This is a genomic window from Pseudomonas sp. NY15181 (assembly GCF_048068055.1).
Classification (GTDB): domain Bacteria; phylum Pseudomonadota; class Gammaproteobacteria; order Pseudomonadales; family Pseudomonadaceae; genus Pseudomonas.
This window is the reverse complement of sequence record NZ_JBLUPT010000001.1, coordinates 862,152-881,718: the sequence shown is the minus strand read 5'-3', so window position 1 is coordinate 881,718 and position 19,567 is coordinate 862,152. Positions and strand designations below refer to the sequence as shown.

Sequence of the window (19,567 nt, the reverse complement as noted above, 5' to 3'; positions counted from 1 at the left end):
TTTATTCAGGGTCTCTGTTGGCTCTTCAGATTGCTATTTCGGTGCCACTTGATGGCTGCCTATACTAGCCAGCCGCCCTGCCCTGTCACTGTCGGATCAAGACAGGCGCAGTTGCCGATCGAGACACCAGAACAAGAACGAACGCCATGCATTCCCTCGGCTATACCTCCGTCCCCGCACTGCTGAAATACCTGCGCCACGCCGAGTCCCTCGGTATGGACCTGGATGCGGCCCTGGCGGCTGCGGGCCTTGAGCGCTCGCAGCTGAACGACAACAGCCAGCGCCTGCCCAGCGAGGCTCACGAGCGCCTGCTGCAATACCTCTGCGCGCATTCCGGCGACCCGCTGTTCGGGCTGCACTCGGCGCGTTTCGTCCAGCCCGGTTCCTGGAGCGTGCTCGGCTACATCACCATGAACTGCGCCAACCTCGGCGAAGCCATGGGCCGGATCATTCCGTACGAAAAGCTGGTGGGCGACATGGGTACCAGCCAGCTGGAGCCGGCCGACGACCATGTGAAGCTGATCTGGAACTGCCGCCACGATGCGGCGCTGATCCGCCGGCACATGGTGGAGAACGTGCTGGCCTCCTGGCTGCTGTACGCCCGCTGGATCGCCGACACCAATGGCTCGCCGAAGGAGGTCTGGTTCCAGCACGCGCAACCTGACGGCGCCGAGCTGGCCGACTATGAGCAGCTGTTCTGCTGCCCGGTGCGCTTCGAGCAACCCTGCAGCGCGCTGCTGGTGCCGCTGCCGCTGCTGGCCTACCCACTGCGCCAGGCCGACGCCAACCTGCTGCGCACCCTGGAAGAACACGCCCTGGCGCTGATGGCCGAACTGGATGACGACGAGCCGCTGCCGCTGCGGGTGAAGAACGCGCTGCGCCTGCTGCTCAAGGACGGCCTGCCGCGCAAGGAACGCGTCGCCGAGCGCTTCGAGATGACCGTGCGCACCCTGCAGCGCCACCTGCAGCAGGCCGGCGCCAGCTACCAGCAGATCCTCGACGAGCTGCGCCAGGAGTTGGCCGAGCACTACCTGGTGCACAGCGACCTGCCGATCCAGGACATCGCCCAGTACCTGGGCTTCACCGAATCGCGCTCGTTCCACCGCAGCTTCAAGGGCTGGACCGGACAGACGCCCGGCGAGTACCGCCAGCAGCAAAAGAAAACGCCGGTCTGAGACCGGCGTTTTTCATTACTACCCAAATCCGCTTCCGCCGGCCTTGCTTTCGGACATCGCCATTTCCCCCGCCCGCGCCTCGGCTTCGGGATGCATCGAGCCCAGTGTCTTTCAGCGCAAGTGACCGGGTGACGCCGGCCTGTTAAAGGCAAGGTGATGCCCCTCCGCTCCCCCACCCATCCCCGGCAACCTGCCAACCACCACCTTGCAGTGGCGGTATCCGTCAGCGTGTCTGGCGCTTGGATATTGACGATTTTCACCGCTTGTCGGATCACCCCCTGCATTTCGTCAACTATCCGTCCTTTCGACGGGTGTGCTAATGGCATTGAGCTACCTTCCAACGGGAGTACCAATCCGCATCAGGTGTAAAGCCAGAGAAACGTAAAGACAGGCAATCGAGTTATTGAGCTCATGACGCTTATATCGATTGCTTGTTGGCGATACGGACTCTCGATGGGCCTGTACGGGTTGGAACCGAGCGGAGAATCAAGAAACCAATGACCTGATGGATGCATGGATGGGAGGTTTCAGTGAGCGTTGCCACCGTACAGTGCGCAGTTTTCTGGGGCGACGAACAATCGACCTGCACTGACCTCAGCGCTCAGCATGCTTGCCGCCCCTTTGGCGGCTCGAAAGGCTCCCCCACCCCCAAATCTGCAGGATCCCAACTCAGGGATTGATTGGCCGCGAGCTTGAAACAGAGGTTGTCCGAGGCATTTCAGCTTTGATGTGAGGGAAGGATCATGGGCGAGTCTTATCAGTGGGACTTCGGGTCGGCCGCGTCTGGCCTGCAATTCAAGGTCGTTTTCGATGGCACCAGCTTCACGGTGACCTGTACATCCGGATATCTGGATCTCAATGCGCTCTGGTTCTCGGATGGCGACAAGCTCGTTGAGGGCGTGGTCACGCTGGCCAAGTCCGACAACAGCCTCAACATGAATGGGACCGGCATTACCTGGGACGACTACTACAAGGTTTCCAGCACGGGGCTCGGATCGGCGGGCGTGAACAAGGCCAGCTTCCTCACCGCCGGCGAGTCGATGTCGTTCTCGTTGAATACGCTCGACCTGCCGTCGGCGATTACTTCCTTGCTGGCGAGCGACCCGAGGCTCCTGACCCTGGGTGTGCGGGTGACCAGCGACAGTTCGCTCAGCGGTGAGGGCAAGTACGTCGATACCAGCGGCACGCTGATCTCGACCGTCAACCACGCGCCGACACTGAATACCGTAAGCGGCGGCACGGTGACCGACACCGCCAACGACGACAGCTATCCCGATGTGACCGGCACCCTGCACGGCAGCGACTCCGACGGTAATACAGTGAGCTTCAAGCTGGCAGGCTCCGTCGCCGCGAGCGGAACCGGAGTCAGCGCAGGCTTCGACGTGCAGAAGAGCACGGCCTACGGCACCTTCTACCTGAACGTCACGAGCGGCGCCTACAAGTTCGTCGCCAACGATGCGGCGGTGGAAGGCCTGAAGACCACCCAGGCGCTCGACTTCGTGGTCAGCGCCACCGATGGCACGGCCGACAGCACCACCCAGACCATCAGCATCAGCCTGAACGGCGTCAACGATACCCCCGGGCTTAACGCCTCGCTGACCGCCCATACCTATGTCGATACGTCGGCGAACGACACCTTCGGCAGCGTGACCGGCAACCTCACGACGGTGGAGCGCGATGCCGGCGATTCGGCGACCTACGCAATTAACGGCGCCGGTGTGGCAACCGGGTCGTTCGATGTAAACGGGCACACCTACCAGCAGAAGCTGGTCGGCAGCTTCGGCACGCTCTATCTGGATACCAGCGGCGCTTATGAATACGTCCCCAACGACGGCGCCATCGAAGCGCTCAAGACGAACACCAGCGAAGGCTTCACGCTCAAGGTAACCGACGGCTCGAATGCGACCGATACCAAGACCCTGACCATCAACCTGACCGGCGCAAACGATACGCCCGAGCTCTCCGCCTCGCTGACGGCACGTACCTACACCGATACGGCAAGTGACGACACCTTCGGCAGCGCGACCGGCAACCTCTCGACGGTGGACCGTGATGCCGGCGATTCGGCGACCTACGCAATCAACGGCGCTGGCGTGGCAACCGGGTCGTTCGATGTAAACGGGCACACCTACCAGCAAAAACTGGTCGGCAGCTTTGGCACGCTTTATCTGGACGCCAGCGGCGCCTATGAATACGTCCCCAACGATGGCGCCATCGAGGCGCTCGAGTCGAACACCAGCGAAAGCTTCACGCTTAAAGTGACCGACGGCTCGAATGCGACCGGCACTGCCACCCTCACAATCAACCTCACTGGCGCTGAAGATGCGCCAGTGGTCACCGCAGTGGTGGCGGGCTACACCGATACGGCAGCGGACGACAGCTTCGCCGACACCACCGGCACCCTGAGCGTCAGCAGCCGTGACGGCGATACCAGCTTCACCTTTGCCCTCGCCGGCAGCAGCGCGACGGGGCAACTGGACTATGACCTGCAGGACAGCAGCAGCTCCTTTGGCACGCTGTACCTGAACAGCAGCACCGGTGCCTACAAGTTCGTTGCCAACGACGCGGCTATCGAGGCGCTGGAGGCTGGCAATAACCCGAGCGCGATTTACCACGTCACCGCTGCGGCGGACGGCGCGACCTCGGCCAGCCAGACCATCACCATCAACCTGACCGGCGCTGAAGATGCACCGGTGGTCACGGCGGTGGTCGCGGGCTACACCGACACGGCAGCCGACGACACCTTCACCGACACCACCGGCACCCTGAGCGTCAGCAGCCGCGACGGCGATACCAGCTTCACCTTCGCCCTGGCCGGCAGCAGTGCAACGGGACAACTGGACTACGACCTGCAGGACACCAGCAGCTCCTTCGGCACGCTGTACCTGAACAGCAGCACCGGCGCCTACAAATTCGTCGCCAACGACGCGGCCATCGAGGCCCTGGAAGGCGGCAATAACCCGAGTGCGGTGTTCCACGTCACCGCCGCAGCGGACGGCGCGACTTCGGCCAGCCAGACCATCACCATCAACCTCACCGGTGCTGAAGACGCACCGGTGGTCACAGCGGTGGTGGCGGGCTACACCGATACCGCGGCGGACGACAGCTTTGCCGACACCACCGGCACCCTGAGCGTCAGCAGCCGCGACGGCGATACCAGCTTCACCTTCGCCCTGGCCGGCAGCAGTGCAACGGGACAACTGGACTACGACCTGCAGGACACCAGCAGCTCCTTCGGCACGCTGTACCTGAACAGCAGCACCGGCGCCTACAAATTCGTCGCCAACGACGCGGCCATCGAGGCCCTGGAAGGCGGCAATAACCCGAGTGCGGTGTTCCACGTCACCGCCGCAGCGGACGGCGCGACTTCGGCCAGCCAGACCATCACCATCAACCTCACCGGTGCTGAAGACGCACCGGTGGTCACGGCGGTGGTGGCGGGCTACACCGATACCGCGGCGGACGACAGCTTCGCCGACACCACCGGCACCCTGAGCGTCAGCAGCCGCGACGGCGATACCAGCTTCGCCTTTGCCCTCGACAACAGCAGCGCCTCCGCCGTAACCGGCTATGACCTGCAGAACACCAGCAGCACCTTCGGCACCCTGTACCTCAACAGCAGTACCGGCGCCTACAAGTTCGTCGCCAACGACGCGGCCATCGAAGCCCTGGAGGCTGGCAATAACCCGAGTGCCGTGTTCCATGTCACCGCTGCGGCAGACGGCGCGACTTCGGCCAGCCAGACCATCACCATCAACCTGACCGGTGCTGAAGATGCACCAGTAGTGACAGCAGTGGTGGCGGGCTACACCGATACGGCAGCCGACGACACCTTCGCCGACACCACCGGCACCCTGAGCGTCAGCAGCCGCGACGGCGATACCAGCTTCACCTTTGCCCTCGACAACAGCAGCGCCTCCGCCGTAACCGGCTATGACCTGCAGAACACCAGCAGCGACTACGGCACCCTGTACCTGAACAGCACCACTGGCGCCTACAAGTTCGTTGCCAACGATGCCGCCATCGAGGCCCTGGAAGGCGGCAATAACCCGAGCGCGGTGTTCCACGTCACCGCTGCGGCGGACGGGGCGACTTCGGCCAGCCAGACCATCACCATCAACCTCACTGGTGCCGAAGACGCGCCGGTGGTCACGGCAGTGGTGGCGGGCTACACCGATACGGCAGCCGACGACAGCTTCGCCGACACCACCGGCACCCTGAGCGTCAGCAGCCGCGACGGCGATACCAGCTTCACCTTTGCTCTGGCCGGCAGCAGCGCAACGGGACAACTGGACTACGACCTGAAGGACGCCAGCAGTTCCTTTGGCACGCTGTATCTGAACAGCAGTACCGGCGCCTACAAGTTCGTTGCCAACGATGCCGCGATCGAAGCCCTGGAAGCTGGCAATAACCCGAGCGCGGTGTTCCACGTCACCGCTGCGGCGGACGGCGCCACCTCCGCCAGCCAGACCATCACCATCAACCTGACCGGTGCTGAAGATGCACCAGTAGTGACAGCAGTGGTGGCGGGCTACACCGATACCGCGGCGGACGACAGCTTCGCCGACACCACCGGCACCCTGAGTGTCAGCAGCCGCGACGGCGACACCAGCTTCACCTTCGCCCTCGCCGGCAGCAGTGCGACCGGACAAGTGGACTACGACCTGCAGGACGCCAGCAGCTCCTTTGGCACGCTGTATCTGAACAGCAGTACCGGCGCCTACAAGTTCGTCGCCAACGATGCCGCCATCGAGGCCCTGGAAGGCGGCAATAACCCGAGCGCGGTGTTCCACGTCACCGCTGCGGCGGACGGGGCGACTTCGGCCAGCCAGACCATCACCATCAACCTCACTGGTGCCGAAGACGCGCCGGTGGTCACGGCAGTGGTGGCGGGCTACACCGACACGGCAGCCGACGACAGCTTCGCCGACACCACCGGCACCCTGAGCGTGAGCAGCCGCGACGGTGACACCAGCTTCACCTTTGCCCTGGACAACAGCAGCGCCTCCGCCGTAACCGGCTATGACCTGCAGAACACCAGCAGCACCTTCGGCACCCTGTACCTGAACAGCAGCACCGGCGCCTACAAATTCGTCGCCAACGATGCCGCCATCGAGGCCCTGGAAGGCGGCAATAACCCGAGCGCGGTGTTCCACGTCACCGCTGCGGCGGACGGCGCCACCTCCGCCAGCCAGACCATCACCATCAACCTGGCCGGCGCTGAAGATGCACCGGTAGTGACAGCAGTGGTGGCGGGCTACACCGATACGGCAGCCGACGACAGCTTCGCCGACACCACCGGCACCCTGAGCGTGAGCAGCCGCGACGGTGACACCAGCTTCACCTTTGCTCTGGCCGGCAGCAGTGCAACGGGACAAGTGGACTACGACCTGCAGGACGCCAGCAGCAACTACGGCACGCTGTACCTGAACAGCACCTCGGGCGCCTACAAGTTCGTTGCCAACGATGCCGCCATCGAAGCGCTGGAGAGCGGCAGCAACCCGAGCGCGGTGTTCCACGTCACCGCTGCGGCGGACGGCGCCACCTCCGCCAGCCAAACCATCACCATCAACCTCACCGGGGCTGAAGATGCACCGGTAGTGACAGCAGTGGTGGCGGGCTACACCGATACCGCTGCCGACGACAGCTTCGCCGATACCACCGGCACCCTGAGTGTCAGCAGCCGCGACGGCGACACCAGCTTCAGCTTTGCTCTGGCCGGCAGCAGTGCGTCGCTAATGTCGGGCTACGATCGGCAGGACACCAGCAGTAGCTACGGCACGCTGTATCTGAACAGCACCTCGGGCGCCTACAAGTTCGTCGCCAATGACGGTGCCATCGAGGCCCTGGAGGGTGGCGCCCATCCGAGCGCGGTGTACCACGTGACCGCTGCGGCCGACGGTGCCACTTCGGCCAGCCAGACCATCACCATCAACCTGACGGGGGCTGAGGACGCACCGGTAGTGGCACCGGTCGTCGCCTCCTACACCGACACCTCTGCCGACAACACCTTCGCCGACACGGTCGGCACCCTGAGCGTAAGCAGCCGCGACGGCGATACCAGCTTCGCCTTCGCCCTAGCCGGCAGCAGTGCGTCGCTAATGTCGGGCTACGACCGGCAGGACACCAGCAGCACCTACGGCACGCTGTACCTGAACAGCACCTCGGGCGCCTACAAGTTCGTCGCCAATGACGGTGCCATCGAGGCCCTGGAGGCTGGCAATAACCCGAGTGCCGTGTTCCATGTCACCGCTGCGGCAGACGGTGCGACTTCGGCCAGCCAGACCATCACCATCAACCTGACCGGCGCCGAGGATGCGCCAGTGGTCACGCCAGTCGTCGCGTCCTACACCGATACGGCGGCCGACGACATCTTCACCGACACAGTCGGAACCTTGGGCGTGAGCAGCCGCGACGGCGACACCAGCTTCACCTTCGCCCTAGCCGGCAGCAGCGCGTCGGGAGTGCTGGGCTACGACCTGCAGAACACCAGCAGCGGCTACGGCACGCTGTACCTGAACAGCACCAGCGGCGCCTACAAGTTCGTCGCCAATGACGGTGCCATCGAAGCGTTGCAGTCGGGCAACAATCCGAGCCTGGTGTACGGCGTGACGGCCACGGCTGACGGCGTGACCTCAGCCAGCCAGAGCATCACCATCGGCATTACCGGTGGCAACGATGCGCCGCGCGACCTGGCGATGACAGCGGTTTCCTTCGCCTCCGGCAACGGCATTCCCAGTTCCGGCAATACCATCGGAACCCTCAGCGTACCGACCGGTGCCGACCCGGACGCTGGCGGGAGTTACTCCTACAGTCTCGCCAGCGCCAAGGTCGGAGCCCTGGGCGCTGCGAGCATCACCACCGATGCGAGCGCACAGTTCGCGGTCAGCACCGCAGGCGTGCTCAGCACCACGACGGGGCTTGCCGGCGGCAACATCTACGAGGTGACGGTCAAGGTAAGCCAGGGCGCGGGGGCCACACTGGCCACCTACAACGAAACCTTCAGCCTCGTTACCGGTACCAATGCCGGGACGGAAACGTTGCCCGGAGGAGGTTACGATTTCAGCTCCGGCGACGATGTCATCTACGGGCGGCAGGGCGTCGACATCATCCTGGCAGGATCGGGCAACGACACTGTGTTCGGGCAGGACGACAACGACGAGATCTATGGCGGCACCGGCATCGACGTGCTGTATGGCGGCAAGGACAACGACACCTTCGTGTTTTCCTCCGGCGACACCGGCATCACCCTGGCCACCGCGGACACCATCGGCGACTTCAAATCGTCGGACGACACCATCGCCACCTCGCTGACAGCGGGCAACGTGACCATCGCCAATGGCACGGCGCTGAGCGACTTCAATGCCTTCGTCACTGCCGCAAACACCGCGCTGGCGAACGTTGCTGGCAACCACGATGCCTACATGGCCTGGAACGCAGCGGGCTCCGGCAACGGCTGGCTGGTCGTCGACGAGAACAACAGCGGTGCCGTCGACGCTGGCGACAGCCTGATCGTGCTGGTCGGGGTGAACGCGGCGAATGCCTTCGCGACGACCGATATCGCCTGAGCCTTCTTGATACAGCAAGCAAAAGCAAACGGGGCCGCATAGTGCGGCCCCGTTTTTTTCGCAGCTTGAACCGGCGCATTGGAACGATGCCGTGTTCGCGAGCAAGCTCGCTCCTACAAAGCAGCTACGGGCTGATCAATCGAGCAATTCGCTGAGCGGAATGAAGATCAACGAATCACCCTCGACCAGCGTCGTCCCTTCGCGCACTTCCGCCAACCCTTCGGCCCAGGCTGCGCTGCGCAGCACACCGGAACTCTGGTTGGCATAGGGCACCGCGCGGCCATTCTCCAGGCGCGCGCGCAGGTACTCGCGGCGGTTGCCCGGCTTGGTCCAGTTGAACCCGGCGGGCACCTGCAAACGCAGCGGCTCGACCTTCTGCATGCCGAGGCGGCGCATCAGGTAAGGCCGCGCCAGCAGCGCGAAGGTCACCAGGGTCGAGGCCGGATTGCCCGGCAGGCCGATCACCGGCACCTGCTGGTATTGCCCTACAGTGAGCGGCTTGCCCGGCTTGATCGCCAGCTTCCACAGCGCCAGCTCGCCCGCCTCGCGCAGGGCCGCACCGAGGAAGTCCGCTTCGCCGACGGACACGCCGCCGGTGGAAAGAATCAGGTCCACCTGGGACAAACCGGCCAGCGCGTTGCGGGTACGTTCGAGATCGTCCGGCAGGATACCCGCATCCACCACCTCGCAGCCGAAGCGCTGCAGCCAGGTACGCAGCAGGTGGCGATTGCTGTTGTAGATCTGCCCGAGCGCCAGCGGCGCGCCCGGCTCGACCAGCTCATCACCAGTGGACAGCAGCGCCACGCGCGGGCGACGACGCACCTTCAGCTCGGCGTGACCGAGCGAGGCCGCCAGGCCGATTTCGATCGGTCCCAGGCGCGTACCGGCCGGCAACACACAGTCGCCCTTGCGGGTTTCCTGGCCTTGCGGGCGCACGTGCTGGCCAGGCTTGAGCGCCTCGAGGAAACGCACACGGCCATCGTCCAGCACCTCGACGTTTTCCTGCATCTCCACGCAGTCGGCACCCTCCGGCACCGGCGCGCCGGTGAAGATGCGCGCGCAGGTGCCCAATTGCAGCGGCTCGCCTGCCTGGCCAGCGAAAATCTTCTGGCTCACCGGCAGCGCCTCGCCCTGCCAGTCGGCCAGGCGCAACGCGTAACCGTCCATGGCACTGTTGGGCCACGGCGGCAGGTCCAGTCCGGCCACCAGCGGTTCGGCCAGCACGCGGCCATCCGCTTCGGCCAGTGGCAAGGTTTCGCTCTCGGTGATCGGGGATTGCTCGGCCAGGGTCAACAGACGGGCCAGGGCATCCTCGACCGGCAGCAGGCCGGGCTTGTCGCAGCAGCTCATCCGCGGCCCTCGCAGGGCGCCGCCTTCTTCAGGTGCGGCACGAAGTTGCACGGGCGATGGCTGGCGTTGAGCTGCTCGCCGAGGATGCCATCCCAGGCGGTGCGGCAGGCGTTGGTGGAGCCCGGCAGGCAGCAGACCAGGGTGCCATTGGACAGGCCGGCCAGCGCGCGGGACTGCACGGTGGAGGTGCCGATATCGGCCACGGAAATCTGCCGGAACAGCTCGCCGAAGCCGTCCACCACTTTATCCAGCAGGCAGGTCACGGCTTCCGGGGTGCTGTCGCGGCCGGTGAAGCCGGTGCCACCGGTGATCAGCACGACCTGCACTTCATCCTCGGCAATCCAGGTCGCGACCTGGGCGCGGATGCGGTAGAGGTCGTCCTTGAGCAGAACGCGGGCCGCGAGGTTGTGCCCGGCGGCCTTCAGACGGTCGACGAACAACTGGCCGGAGGTATCGGTTTCCAGGGTGCGGGTGTCGCTGACGGTGAGGACGGCGATGTTCAGCGGGACGAATGGCTGCTCGGCCTTGTGGCTCATGATGAGGGCCCTTGCTTGTGAGGTTGGATTGCGCGGTGTTATATCACAGGCCCGCCCTGGAGACCCTGACATGCCACACGCCTCGCTGCCGCCCTGTTCCGTGCTGATCCTCGCCGGAGGCCGCGGGCAACGCATGGGCGGGCAGGACAAGGGCCTGCTGCCCTGGCAGGGCCGCCCGCTGGTGAGCTATGCCGCCGCCCTCGCCCGCCCGCTGAGCGACGACCTGATCATTTCCTGCAACCGCAATCCGGACGAATACGCGCCCTACGCGGACCGCCTGGTGCACGACGACAGTCCCGACTTCCCCGGTCCGCTGGCCGGTATCCGCGCCGGCCTCGCCGTGGCGCGGCATGCACACCTGCTGGTGCTGCCCTGCGACGCCCCACGGCTGGACGGCGAATTGCTGGAGCGGCTGCTTCAGGCTTCGGCCGTATCGCCAAACCAGGTGCAGATGCTGCGCTGCGCCGATCAGTGGGAGCCGCTGTTCTGCGTGATCCCCGTCGCCCTGCGGCCGCAGATAGAAGAGGCCTGGCAGCGCGGCGACCGCAGTCCGCGCCATGTTTTCTCACATCTGGGCCTGCAAGCGGTGGACTGCCCCGCCAATGACCCGCGCCTGGCCAATCTGAATACGCCTGAACTGCTCTACGACGCCCGATAGCGACGATCTCGAAAAGATTCCGGGAACTTTGGCGGAAAAATCTCTGTCCGAATCGTCGTACATTTTAGTTCGCTCATCAGGAGATTCACCCATGACCAACCGGATGCTTCCCGCCTTCCTGCTTGCCCTGGGCATTGGCGTGCTTGCAGGTTGCTCCACACCGTCTGTCATCACGCTGAACGACGGCCGCGAGATTCAATCCGTCGACAAGCCCAAGTACGACGATGAATCCGGCTTCTATGAGTTCGAACAGCTGGACGGCAAAGCCATCCGTGTGAACAAGGATCAGGTGCGGACCGTCAAGGAGCTCTAAGCTTCCTCCGCATGACAACGCCCCGCAGGCCCTGGCCGGTCTGCGGGGCGTTTGCCATTTACGGGGGGCGAAAAAAATTTCTGAAAAATTTTTCGCTAACCCCTTGTGCATCAAAAGTTTTTCGGTAGAATGCGCGCCATCAAACGGAGCGTAGCGCAGCTTGGTAGCGCGTCTCGTTCGGGACGAGAAGGTCGCTGGTTCGAATCCAGTCGCTCCGACCAAATCCCGAAAAACCCGCCTAACGGCGGGTTTTTTATTGCCTGCGATTTTTCATCCCAGGAAGAGTCCGCAGGCTCAACGAAAAAGCCCGTCCACTGGACGGGCTTTTTTCATGGGCGGATCAGAGCTGCCCGGATTTGCACATCGACACCTGCGACAACGCAACTCAGCAACCGAGAAAGCTGGCGACCTGCTCGGTGTCGAAGGGCCAGTTGAGCTCGGCGCCGCTATCGCAGCGACGCAGCACGGGGATGGTCAGGCCGTAGCGCTCGACCCACTCCTCACGGTCGGCGATGTCCACCAGTTCGACCAGCAGGCCGTGTTCGACGAAGGGCATCAGCACCGCTTCGGCCACTTCGCACAGATGACAACCCAGGGTGCCGAAGAGCTGGCATTCAGGGGGCATGTTCGACTCCATGTGTTCAGACTCCGGCGTACCGCAACAGCACATCGGCCGCCGCGCGGGCTTCCAGGGCCTGGCTCGCCGGCCCCTGCATGTGCGCCATCACTAACACGCCTTCCAACAGGTATTGCAGTTGCCGCGCCAGCACCTGCGGCTGCGCAACCCCCAACCGCTCCAGTTGGGTGACGTAATAGCGCTCGATGAACGCCTTGTGTTCGGCGGCCTGGCGGTGGATCGGGTGATCGCGGTCGTGGAACTCGCCGGCGGCGTGGATGAAGGCGCAGCCGCAGAAGTCCTCGGCGGCGAGAAAGTCCTGCAGGGCCTCGAAGGTCACCAGGATCGCCGCGCGGGGCTCCATGTGCCGTTCGGCGACACTCATGCGCTCGGCCATCCGGGCGTGGCGCCCTTCCAGCGCGGCCATGATCAGCTCGTCCTTCGACTTGAAGTGCTTGTACAGGGTCATCTTCGCCACGCCCGACTCCGCGAGGATGCGGTCGATGCCGGTGGCGTGGTAGCCCTCGCGGTAGAACAGGTCCTGGGCGGTGCTGAGCAGCAGATCGCGTTTGCTGGATGCCATGGAAATACCTCCTGACCCGACATTATGCGCGAGCCTTGTGCCCGTGGCGCGACCGGCGGGCAATCTTTCCGCTTGAACTATACAGACCTGTCTGTCTAATATCCATTCCGCAGTCCCCACAACAAACAACGCAAAGGAACTCGCCATGAAACTGCACGACGTCCCGCTCTCCGGTAATTGCTACAAGGTGCGCCTGTTCCTCGGACTGATCGGCCAGCAGGCCGAACTGGTGCCGGTCGACCTGGTCGCTGGCGCGCAGAAGCGCCCGGCTTTCCTGGCGATCAACCCGCGCGGCCAGGTGCCTGCACTGGAGGATGGCGAACTGCGCCTGGGCGACTCCCACGCCATCCTCACCTACCTCGCCCGGCAATATGCCGAGCCGCGCTGGAACCCGCAGGACGCGGTGACCCAGGGCCGCATCGCCCACTGGCTGAGCTTTTCCGCCAACGAGGTCCAGCATGGCCTCGCCCTGGCGCGGGTGATCCTGCTGTTCAAGCGCCCCGGCGACCTGCCGGCAGCCCAGGCCAAGGGCCGCCAGGCCCTGGAACTGCTCGATGCCACCCTCGCCGAGCACCGCTGGCTGGCGCAGACCGATGAGCCGACCATCGCCGACATTGCCGTCTATCCCTATGTGACGCTCGCGGAGGAAGGCGGCCTGGAGCTTTCCGGCTATCCCTATGTACAGGACTGGCTCGCCCGCGTCCGCGCGCTGCCCGGCTACGTACCGCAACCTCGGCTGTAAGGCCCGGAGGTCACTGATGGACACGCCCTTCCACCCCGGTGAACTGGCGATTCAGGAACAGGCCGGCGTTCGCGAGCAGGTCGCCGAATTCGGCAGCCGGGCGATCCGCAGCTTCATGCCGGAGCAGCACCGCGCATTCTTCGCCTTGCTGCCCTGGCTGCTGGTCGGCAGCGTCGATCCCGATGGGCAGCCCCAGGCCTCCGTGCTCTGGGGCTCGCCCGGGTTCGCCCACTCCCCGGAGCCGGAGCGCTTGCGCATCGACGCGCTGGCCGAAGCGGACGACCCGCTGCACGCCAACCTGCAGGATGGTGCCCTGCTGGGGCTGCTCGGGCTCGAACTGCCGACCCGGCGGCGCAACCGCCTCAATGGCCGCGTGGAAGCTCTGGATGGCGAAGGCTTCAGCGTCCGTGCGCTGCAGTCCTTCGGCAATTGCCCGAAGTACATCCAGTCGCGCCACTGGCAAGCCCTGCCTCGCACCCCAGAGCCCAGCGTGAGCGGCGTCGGCCTCGACCCACGCTGGGTGGAGCTGGCGATGCGCAGCGACACCCTGTTCATCGCCAGCCGGCATGCCGGCGAGAACGGTGGCGTCGACATCTCCCACCGCGGCGGTCCACCGGGCTTCCTGCGGCTCGGTGACGATGGCCTGCTCTGGCTGCCCGACTACGCCGGCAACAACCTGTTCAACACCCTCGGCAACCTGATGCTGGAGCCGCGTTGTGCCCTGCTGCTGATCGATTTCGACAGCGGCGACCTGCTGCACCTGCAGGCAACCGCACGCATCCATTGGCCGCAGGATGGTGCGCCGAACTGGGCACCCGGCGCCCAACGCATGCTCAGCCTGCGACCCGGCGCCTGGTGCCTGCGGCGCGCACGTCTGCCCCTGGGCTTCTCCGAACTGCAGTACTCCCCCTTCCTGCCGACCGCTGACTGAAAAGGAATCCGTCCCATGCGTCTGTTCTCCCTGCTGCTGGCCGGGGCGCTCGCCCTCGCCAGCCTGAATGCCACCGCAGCCGATCTGCGCTTCGCGCTGGTCCGCACCGCCGGCGTGACCACCCTGGAGGCCTTCACCGTCGCCGGCGGCGACTGGACCCGCCCGGTACCGGTCAACCACACAGCCGTGCTGATCCAGCACCATGCCGCGACGCTGCTGTTCGACACCGGCCTGGGCAGCCAGGCGGACGCGCAGTTCAAGCAGGACATGCCCTGGTGGGACAAGCCACTCTTCCGCTATGAGGGGCTGAACCCGGTTCGCGATCAGTTGCAGGGCAGCGGCATCCGCATCGACCGCATCCTGCTGTCCCATGCGCATTGGGACCATGCTTCCGGCCTGTCGGACTTCCCCGACGTACCGGTCTGGGCGCCCTATGAGGAGATCAACTACGCCCATATCGCCCAGCCGCCGGCCGTTTTCCCCAGCCAGTTCCGCCACCCGGTGAAGTGGGTGCCCTATCAGTTCGAGCCGAAGCCCTTCATGGGCTATGACGAGAGCCTCGACCTGTTCGGCGACGGCAGCCTGGTGCTGGTGCCCATGCGCGGCCATACGCCCGGTGCGGCAGGCCTGTTCATCACCCTGGACGACGGGCGGCGCTTCTTCTTCACCGGCGACACCACCTGGCGGCTCTCCGGCTTCACCGGGCCCCACGAGAAGTTCTGGATCAGCAGCAAGCTGGTGGATAACGACCGCGAGCGCACCCTGGCGGAAGTGGCGCATGTGCACCTGCTGATGCGTTCGCACCCGGAACTGACCGTCATTCCCGCCCACGACGCCCAGGTGCAGGACCGCCTCGGCTACTACCCGCACTGGATCGAGGCAAACCCGCACCAGTCGCCGTCCGGCGCTTCAATAGCCAGCTCACTAATCAACGACTAAGGTCTAAGAGTCGTCAACATTTCGTAATGATTTAGTAGGTAGGCTGTAACAGTTCGACATGCCGACCCCATCCGGCATCACCGACCTGCCCAAAGCGCTCGAGGAGACAATAACAATGAGCAAGACCCCGATCGCCCGTGCCGTGGCCCTGGCCACGCTGGGTACCAGCGTTACCGTTCCGACCATTGCCCATGCTGACTTCATCAAGGACAGCAAAGCCAGCGTTGAATTGCGCAACTTCTACTTCAACCGCGACTTCCGCACCTCCACTCCAGCCCAGCAGAACAAAGCCGAGGAATGGGCGCAGGGCTTCATCCTGCGTTACGAGTCCGGCTATACCGAAGGCACCATCGGTGTAGGCCTCGACGCCATCGGCATGCTGGGCCTGAAGCTGGACTCCAGCCCGGACCGCACCGGCACCGGCCTGCTGCCCAAACAAGCCGACGGCTCCGCGCCGGATGACTACAGCAAGCTCGGCGCCACCGCCAAGTTTCGCTACGAGAAGAACGTGCTGAAGACCGGCACCCTGATTCCGAAGCTGCCGGTCATCGTGGCCAACGACAGCCGCCTGCTGCCGCAAGTCTTCCTGGGTACCGGCGTCAACTCGACCCAGCTCGACGGCCTGACCTTCGACGCCGGCCGCCTGAACCAGACCAACCTGCGTGACTCCTCCGACTACCAGGAGATGAACCTCACCACCGGTGGCAAGAAGAACATCGCCGTCACCAAGGGCCTGACCAGCAATGAGTTCTACTACGGTGGCGGCACCTACAACTGGACCAAGGACTTCAGCACCGGCTACCACTACGGCCAGCTGAGCGACTTCTACAAGCAGCACTTCGTGACTCTCGGCTGGACCCTGCCGATCACCGACGGCCAGTCGCTGAAGACCGATCTGCGCTACGCCAAGTCCACCGACGACGGCGGCAGCAACGTCGACAACAAGGCCATCAACGGCATGGTCACCTACAACCTGGGCTACAACGCCTTCGGCCTGGGCTTCCAGAAGATGAGCGGAGACACCGGCTTCGCCTACATCAACGGCACCGATCCCTACCTGGTCAACTACGTGCAGATCCTGGACTTCGCCAACAAGGACGAGAAGTCCTGGCAGGCCCGCTACGACTACAACTTCGCCGGCCTCGGCATCCCCGGCCTGACCTTCATGACCCGTTACGTGAAGGGCACCGATATCGATCGCCTGAACACCAACGACGAAGGCCGCGAGTGGGAACGCGATACCGACATCGCCTACGTGTTCCAGGACGGCGCACTGAAGGGCCTCGGCGTCAAATGGCGTAATGCGACCACCCGCAGCAACTATGCCGCCAACACCGCGTCGAGCAACGCCGTGGACGAAAACCGCCTGATCGTCAGCTACACCATGCCGCTCTGGTAACCCAGGCGGCGGAACGAAAAAAGCCCGGCACATGCCGGGCTTTTTTCTTTACTACGCGATCTAGTCCTGGTTGATCGCACCGATCTTGTGGATCGACAGGTCGGCGCCGTAGTACTCCTGCTCCTGGCTCAGGCGAATGCCCACCAGGCTCTTGATCAGGCCGTAGACCAGCAGGCCACCGGCGAACGCCAGGATCACCCCGCTCAAGGTTCCGACGAGCTGGCTGGCCAGGCTCACGCCGCCGATGCCACCCAGCGCCGACTGGCCGAAGATGCCGCAAGCGATGCCACCCCAGGCGCCGCAGAGGCCGTGCAGCGGCCAGACACCGAGCACATCGTCGATCTTCCAGCGCACCTGGGTAGCGGTGAACGCCCAGACGAACAGCGCACCCGCCACCATGCCGGTCACCAGCGCACCGATCGGGTGCATCAGGTCGGAACCGGCGCAGACCGCGACCAGTCCGGCCAGCGGGCCGTTATGCAGGAAGCCGGGGTCATTGCGGCCCACCAGCAACGCCGCCACGGTGCCGCCAACCATCGCCAGCAGCGAGTTGACCGCCACCAGCCCGCTGGCGCCGACCAGGGTCTGCGCACTCATCACGTTGAAGCCGAACCAGCCGACGATAAGCACCCAGGAACCCGCCGCCAGGAACGGAATGTTCGACGGCGCGAAAGCCACCAACCGCCCCTCGCGGTAACGGCCATTGCGCCGTCCCAGCAACAGCACCGCCGCCAGCGCCAGCCAGCCGCCGAAAGCATGCACCACGACGGAGCCGGCGAAATCGTGGAAGGTCGCGCCGAACTCGGCCTTCAACCAATCCTGGAAGCGGAAGTTGGCGTTCCACACCAGCCCCTCGAAGAAGGGATAGAGGAAGGCCACGACCAGTGCCGTGGCGCACAGCTGCGGACCGAACCGGGCACGCTCGGCGATGCCGCCGGAGATGATCGCGGGAATCGCCGCGGCGAAGGTCAGCAGGAAGAAGAACTTCACCAAGGCATAGCCATTCTCCGTCGCCAGGCTCGCGGCGGGCTGCAGGAAGTTCACGCCGTAGGCGACCCAGTAGCCAACGAAGAAATAGGCCAGGGTCGAGATGGCGAAGTCCGAGAGAATCTTCGACAACGCATTGACCTGGTTCTTCAGGCGCACTGTCCCGACTTCGAGGAACGCGAAGCCGGCATGCATGGCCAGCACCATGACCGCGCCCATCAGGATGAACAGCGTGTTGGAGCCGTGGACAAGGGTTTCCACGGCGCTATTGAGGTTTTCCATCGCTACAGGCAGCCCCGAAGGTCAAGGGGAAAGCACCAAAACGGCCCGCGACCACCGCCGCTCGCACCACCCTGAAGCAGCAGCGCACCAAGCGGGGGCCGACTGCTGCCCCGGATTCGCTCACAGGCGATTGGGCCAGCACGGCTGTTTTCTGTACTTCCTTTGGTTTTTCAGTGTGTTGAGCGGATTCCACCGGCTTTTCACCGCTCCGGAAGCGCCCCGCGACGGGGCACTCCACTCTCCTTGCGCACCAGCGAAATGCAAGCGGCATACCACCCACCCGGAAAATCAGCGGCTAGGCTTTACCCCGTGGCTTCGGCAACGCGGGGTGAGCAACTTATGAGAAACTTCCCCGGCCCACGGGGCTCGAAAATTAGGAACCTCAACCCGACCAAGGAGCATCACATGCCTCGCAAGACCGCAGTGAACGCAGCCAGGGAAGAACTCCTGGCGGAATTCCAGGCCCTCGTCAGCGACACCGAGAAACTCCTGCAGAGCTCTGCCGAACTGGCCGGCGCCGAAGCCGACCAGATGCGCGATCAGATCAACTCCAGCCTCAAGCGCGCCCGTGAAGCCCTCTACTCCACCAAGGATGCCGTACGCGACCAGAGCAAGGCCGCGGCGGATGCCACCGAGGAATACGTCAACGAGCACCCCTGGCAGGCCGTGGGCATCGCCGCGGGCATCGGTTTCCTGCTCGGCCTGCTGGTGAGCCGGCGCTGATCCATGAGCGACGGAATGGATGCCGAGAAGGCCAACTCCCCCTCCCTGCGGCGCCTGGGCGCCGCATTCCTCGGACTGTTGCACGGGCACGTCGAGCTGCTGGGCATCGAACTGCAGGAGCAGAAGACGCGCACCGTGCAGATCTTGCTGCTGGCGGGGCTTGCCCTGGTGTTCGCGCTGCTCCTGGTGATCGGCCTGTCGACGCTTGTCCTGCTGCTGTTCTGGGACAGCTATCGGCTGCAGGCGGCCATCGGCCTCTGCCTCTTCTATATCGCCGGCAGCGCCCTGTGCGCCTGGCGCCTGTACCAATTGCTCAGCGACGAGAGTTCACCCTTCAGCGCGACACTCGACGAGCTGGCCCGAGACCGGGAGCGCCTGCTGCCATGAGCGAACTGCCGGAATCCGCACGCAACCTGTCGCGAGCCGAGTTGCGCAAGGCCATCGTGCGGCTGCGCCTGGAGATGCAGCGCCAGCAGCTCAAGCGCGAGAGCGACCTGCTGCTGCGCCCCCTGAAGCATGCCCGCGACCTTGGCCAGAGTCTGCCCGGTAGCCCCTCGCTGTGGGCCGGTGCCGGCGGCGCTGCCGCACTGGCACTACTGCTCGGCAAACGCCGGTGGATTCGCCTGCTGCGCATCGGCATCGCCCTGGCGCCATTGCTGCTGCAACTGCGCAAACCGCCAAGCGAAACGCCACCGCCGCCCTGAGTGGCCACATTCTTGCTACATGACAGCGAACCGCGCCGCCGGCGCTTGCTGTCACACCACT

The 19,567-nt window shown here is 64.6% G+C and carries 16 protein-coding genes and 1 tRNA gene; 12 read left to right on the top strand and 5 right to left on the bottom strand.

Annotation, left to right across the window (positions count from 1 at the left end; genetic code table 11):
- Nucleotides 1–146: 146 nt before the first annotated feature.
- Together ACNFBT_RS04055 and ACNFBT_RS04050 are read left to right on the top strand one after the other, a co-directional pair.
- Nucleotides 147–1,175 (top strand): AraC family transcriptional regulator, encoded by a 1,029-nt coding sequence (locus ACNFBT_RS04055; protein WP_416746660.1) that lies wholly within the window; start codon nucleotides 147–149, stop codon nucleotides 1,173–1,175.
- A 743-nt stretch (nucleotides 1,176–1,918) separates the two neighbouring features.
- Nucleotides 1,919–8,743 carry a VCBS domain-containing protein gene (locus ACNFBT_RS04050; protein WP_416746658.1) on the top strand — a complete coding sequence of 2,275 codons (6,825 nt, stop codon included), beginning with the start codon at nucleotides 1,919–1,921 and terminating at the stop codon, nucleotides 8,741–8,743.
- A 135-nt stretch (nucleotides 8,744–8,878) separates the two neighbouring features.
- Here ACNFBT_RS04050 and glp read toward each other — a convergent pair whose 3' ends face one another.
- Together glp and moaB are read right to left on the bottom strand one after the other, a co-directional pair.
- Complete coding sequence (gene glp / locus ACNFBT_RS04045; RefSeq protein ID WP_416746656.1) at nucleotides 8,879–10,093, bottom strand: gephyrin-like molybdotransferase Glp; 1,215 nt, start codon at nucleotides 10,091–10,093, stop codon at nucleotides 8,879–8,881.
- A complete protein-coding gene (gene moaB, locus ACNFBT_RS04040) occupies nucleotides 10,090–10,629 on the bottom strand; it encodes a molybdenum cofactor biosynthesis protein B (RefSeq protein WP_416746654.1) in 540 nt (179 codons plus the stop codon). Before moaB ends, glp begins: the two co-directional genes overlap by 4 nt.
- 70 nt (nucleotides 10,630–10,699) lie before the next feature.
- On the opposite strand from moaB, the gene mobA reads away from it, so the two are divergent.
- From mobA to ACNFBT_RS04025, 3 genes are all read left to right on the top strand, one after another.
- On the top strand, nucleotides 10,700–11,287 hold the full coding sequence (gene mobA, locus ACNFBT_RS04035; protein ID WP_416746652.1) for a molybdenum cofactor guanylyltransferase MobA: 588 nt from the start codon (nucleotides 10,700–10,702) through the stop codon (nucleotides 11,285–11,287).
- Between the two features lie 91 nt (nucleotides 11,288–11,378).
- Nucleotides 11,379–11,600 (top strand): YgdI/YgdR family lipoprotein, encoded by a 222-nt coding sequence (locus ACNFBT_RS04030; RefSeq protein ID WP_416746650.1) that lies wholly within the window; start codon nucleotides 11,379–11,381, stop codon nucleotides 11,598–11,600.
- Between the two features lie 144 nt (nucleotides 11,601–11,744).
- Nucleotides 11,745–11,821 (top strand) — tRNA-Pro (locus ACNFBT_RS04025).
- A 164-nt stretch (nucleotides 11,822–11,985) separates the two neighbouring features.
- On the opposite strand, the gene ACNFBT_RS04020 is transcribed toward ACNFBT_RS04025, so the two are convergent.
- Both ACNFBT_RS04020 and ACNFBT_RS04015 read right to left on the bottom strand, forming a co-directional pair.
- A complete protein-coding gene (locus ACNFBT_RS04020) occupies nucleotides 11,986–12,225 on the bottom strand; it encodes a glutaredoxin family protein (protein ID WP_416746648.1) in 240 nt (79 codons plus the stop codon).
- A gap of 16 nt (nucleotides 12,226–12,241) precedes the next feature.
- Nucleotides 12,242–12,799 (bottom strand): TetR/AcrR family transcriptional regulator, encoded by a 558-nt coding sequence (locus tag ACNFBT_RS04015; RefSeq protein WP_416746646.1) that lies wholly within the window; start codon nucleotides 12,797–12,799, stop codon nucleotides 12,242–12,244.
- 145 nt (nucleotides 12,800–12,944) lie between these two features.
- On the opposite strand from ACNFBT_RS04015, the gene ACNFBT_RS04010 reads away from it, so the two are divergent.
- The 4 genes from ACNFBT_RS04010 to ACNFBT_RS03995 all read left to right on the top strand — a co-directional run bounded on the left by ACNFBT_RS04010 (nucleotide 12,945) and on the right by ACNFBT_RS03995 (nucleotide 16,810).
- Nucleotides 12,945–13,541, top strand: coding sequence for a glutathione S-transferase family protein (locus ACNFBT_RS04010; RefSeq protein ID WP_416746644.1), 597 nt, complete (start codon nucleotides 12,945–12,947; stop codon nucleotides 13,539–13,541).
- Between the two features lie 16 nt (nucleotides 13,542–13,557).
- Entirely contained in the window at nucleotides 13,558–14,472 is a 915-nt protein-coding gene (locus ACNFBT_RS04005; RefSeq protein ID WP_416746642.1) for a pyridoxamine 5'-phosphate oxidase family protein, read from the top strand.
- Nucleotides 14,473–14,487: 15 nt separating this feature from the next.
- Nucleotides 14,488–15,411 carry an MBL fold metallo-hydrolase gene (locus ACNFBT_RS04000; RefSeq protein WP_416746640.1) on the top strand — a complete coding sequence of 308 codons (924 nt, stop codon included), beginning with the start codon at nucleotides 14,488–14,490 and terminating at the stop codon, nucleotides 15,409–15,411.
- Between the two features lie 115 nt (nucleotides 15,412–15,526).
- Entirely contained in the window at nucleotides 15,527–16,810 is a 1,284-nt protein-coding gene (locus tag ACNFBT_RS03995; RefSeq protein ID WP_416746638.1) for an OprD family porin, read from the top strand.
- Nucleotides 16,811–16,870: 60 nt separating this feature from the next.
- Here ACNFBT_RS03995 and ACNFBT_RS03990 read toward each other — a convergent pair whose 3' ends face one another.
- A complete protein-coding gene (locus ACNFBT_RS03990; RefSeq protein WP_416746636.1) occupies nucleotides 16,871–18,079 on the bottom strand; it encodes an ammonium transporter in 1,209 nt (402 codons plus the stop codon).
- 405 nt (nucleotides 18,080–18,484) lie between these two features.
- Between ACNFBT_RS03990 and ACNFBT_RS03985 the strand changes: the two genes are divergently transcribed.
- From ACNFBT_RS03985 to ACNFBT_RS03975, 3 genes are read left to right on the top strand one after another with little or no spacing between them, the layout of a single operon-like run.
- Nucleotides 18,485–18,802 (top strand): DUF883 family protein, encoded by a 318-nt coding sequence (locus tag ACNFBT_RS03985; protein WP_416746634.1) that lies wholly within the window; start codon nucleotides 18,485–18,487, stop codon nucleotides 18,800–18,802.
- Nucleotides 18,803–18,805: 3 nt separating this feature from the next.
- Nucleotides 18,806–19,189: a phage holin family protein gene (locus ACNFBT_RS03980; RefSeq protein WP_416746632.1), complete on the top strand. Its 384-nt coding sequence runs from the start codon at nucleotides 18,806–18,808 to the stop codon at nucleotides 19,187–19,189.
- Complete coding sequence (locus ACNFBT_RS03975) at nucleotides 19,186–19,506, top strand: hypothetical protein (protein ID WP_416746630.1); 321 nt, start codon at nucleotides 19,186–19,188, stop codon at nucleotides 19,504–19,506. Before ACNFBT_RS03980 ends, ACNFBT_RS03975 begins: the two co-directional genes overlap by 4 nt.
- Nucleotides 19,507–19,567: the final 61 nt, after the last annotated feature.

Bases quoted from the DNA above. Each gene is read 5' to 3' on its own strand.
- ACNFBT_RS04055 (WP_416746660.1), top strand. From the start codon at position 147: ATGCATTCCCTCGGCTATACCTCCGTCCCCGCACTGCTGAAATACCTG.
- ACNFBT_RS04050 (WP_416746658.1), top strand. From the start codon at position 1,919: ATGGGCGAGTCTTATCAGTGGGACTTCGGGTCGGCCGCGTCTGGCCTG.
- glp (WP_416746656.1), bottom strand. From the start codon at position 10,093: ATGAGCTGCTGCGACAAGCCCGGCCTGCTGCCGGTCGAGGATGCCCTG.
- moaB (WP_416746654.1), bottom strand. From the start codon at position 10,629: ATGAGCCACAAGGCCGAGCAGCCATTCGTCCCGCTGAACATCGCCGTC.
- mobA (WP_416746652.1), top strand. From the start codon at position 10,700: ATGCCACACGCCTCGCTGCCGCCCTGTTCCGTGCTGATCCTCGCCGGA.
- ACNFBT_RS04030 (WP_416746650.1), top strand. From the start codon at position 11,379: ATGACCAACCGGATGCTTCCCGCCTTCCTGCTTGCCCTGGGCATTGGC.
- ACNFBT_RS04020 (WP_416746648.1), bottom strand. From the start codon at position 12,225: ATGCCCCCTGAATGCCAGCTCTTCGGCACCCTGGGTTGTCATCTGTGC.
- ACNFBT_RS04015 (WP_416746646.1), bottom strand. From the start codon at position 12,799: ATGGCATCCAGCAAACGCGATCTGCTGCTCAGCACCGCCCAGGACCTG.
- ACNFBT_RS04010 (WP_416746644.1), top strand. From the start codon at position 12,945: ATGAAACTGCACGACGTCCCGCTCTCCGGTAATTGCTACAAGGTGCGC.
- ACNFBT_RS04005 (WP_416746642.1), top strand. From the start codon at position 13,558: ATGGACACGCCCTTCCACCCCGGTGAACTGGCGATTCAGGAACAGGCC.
- ACNFBT_RS04000 (WP_416746640.1), top strand. From the start codon at position 14,488: ATGCGTCTGTTCTCCCTGCTGCTGGCCGGGGCGCTCGCCCTCGCCAGC.
- ACNFBT_RS03995 (WP_416746638.1), top strand. From the start codon at position 15,527: ATGAGCAAGACCCCGATCGCCCGTGCCGTGGCCCTGGCCACGCTGGGT.
- ACNFBT_RS03990 (WP_416746636.1), bottom strand. From the start codon at position 18,079: ATGGAAAACCTCAATAGCGCCGTGGAAACCCTTGTCCACGGCTCCAAC.
- ACNFBT_RS03985 (WP_416746634.1), top strand. From the start codon at position 18,485: ATGCCTCGCAAGACCGCAGTGAACGCAGCCAGGGAAGAACTCCTGGCG.
- ACNFBT_RS03980 (WP_416746632.1), top strand. From the start codon at position 18,806: ATGAGCGACGGAATGGATGCCGAGAAGGCCAACTCCCCCTCCCTGCGG.
- ACNFBT_RS03975 (WP_416746630.1), top strand. From the start codon at position 19,186: ATGAGCGAACTGCCGGAATCCGCACGCAACCTGTCGCGAGCCGAGTTG.